Origin of the sequence: Actinomadura bangladeshensis (assembly GCF_004348335.1) — a bacterium.
In the GTDB taxonomy this organism is placed as follows: domain Bacteria; phylum Actinomycetota; class Actinomycetes; order Streptosporangiales; family Streptosporangiaceae; genus Spirillospora; species Spirillospora bangladeshensis.
Map to the genome: position 1 here is coordinate 1 of NZ_SMJW01000541.1, position 1375 is coordinate 1375.

General features: G+C 78.8%; 1 protein-coding gene and 1 pseudogene. One reads left to right on the plus strand and one right to left on the minus strand.

Annotation, left to right across the window (positions count from 1 at the left end; genetic code table 11):
- On the plus strand, positions 1-1168 hold a 1168-nt coding region (locus E1284_RS40715), incomplete at its 5' end, for an aminotransferase-like domain-containing protein (RefSeq protein WP_131945436.1).
- Here E1284_RS40715 and E1284_RS42285 read toward each other — a convergent pair.
- Positions 1129-1375, minus strand: a pseudogene (locus E1284_RS42285) (thiol reductant ABC exporter subunit CydC); the annotation flags it as partial. The gene E1284_RS40715 and the pseudogene E1284_RS42285 sit on opposite strands and share 40 nt — an antisense overlap.

The following is a 1375-nucleotide window of genomic DNA, read 5'->3' on the forward strand; positions in this document are numbered from 1 at the left end:
CGCCCGCATCGACCTGACCCCCGGCGTCCCCGACCTGTCGGCGTTCCCCCGCGCCGCCTGGCAGCGCGCCGAACGCACCGTCCTGCGCGACCTGCCCGCCGCCGCCCTCGGCTACGGCGACCCCCGCGGCGACCCCGCGCTGCGCACCGCCGTCGCCGGCTGGCTCGCCCGCACCCGCGGCATCCGCGCCGACCCCGCCGAGATCGTCATCGTTTCCGGCACCGCGCAGGCCCTCGGCCTGATCACCCGCGTCCTGGCCCGCACCGGCATCGGCACGGTCGCGGTCGAGGACCCCGGCTCCCTCGGCGTCCGCCAGCACCTGCGGCACGCCGGCATGGACACCCCGCCCGTTCCCGTCGACGGCGGCGGCGTCCGCGTCGACCGGCTCCGCGCGACCGGCGCCCCGGCCGTGCTGCTCACCCCCGCCCACCAGTTCCCGACCGGCGCCGTCCTGGCCGGCGACCGCCGCCGCGACCTCATGCGCTGGGCCGCCGCCGGCGGCCTGATCATCGAGGACGACTACGACGCCGAGCACCGCTACGACCGGCCGCCCGTCCCCGCCCTGCGCTCCATGCTCACCGACCGCGTCTTCCACGCCGGCAGCGCCTCCAAGCTGCTGGCCCCGGCGCTGCGGACCGGCTGGCTGCTGCCCCCGCCCGCGTTCCTGGACGCGGTCGTCACCGAGAAGCGCTTCGCCGACCTCGGCAACGCCGCCCTGCCCCAGCTCGTCCTCGCCGAACTGATGGCCTCGGGGGAGATGGAGCGGATCCTGCGGCTGCTGCGGCGCCGCCACCACCGCCGCCGCGACGCCATGATCGACGCGATCGCCGCGCACCTGCCCGGCGCGGCCGTCCACGGCGCCGCCGCCGGCCTGCACCTCACCATCACCTTCGACGGCCCGGCATTCGCGGCGCTCGACGACGCCGCGCTCGCCGCCGCGGCCCTGGCCGAGGGCGTCAAGGTGCAGCCGCTGTCATGGCACGCCCAGCGGCCCGGCCCGCCCGGCCTCGTCCTCGGCTACGCCGCCGCGACCACGTCCGCCATCGCCGACGGCGTCGCCGCCCTCGGCCGCGCCCTCAAGACCCGGCCGGTGAAGGGCCGGCCGGATCCGGGCCGGGCGGTCGCGGGTCAGGCGGCCAGGAGCTCGGCGTCCCGCAGGTCGCGGTAGGGGCCCGGCACCGCCAGCAGATCGGCGTGCCGGCCCCGCTGCACGATCCGGCCCCGGTCCATCACCACGACCTCGTCGGCGGCCTCCAGCGCCGCGAGCCGGTGCGTGACCAGCAGCAGCGTCCCCCCGCCCGGCGCCCCCAGCAGATCCCGCGTCAGCGCGTCCGCCGCCACCGGGTCGAGGGCCTCGGCGGGCTCGTCCAGCAGC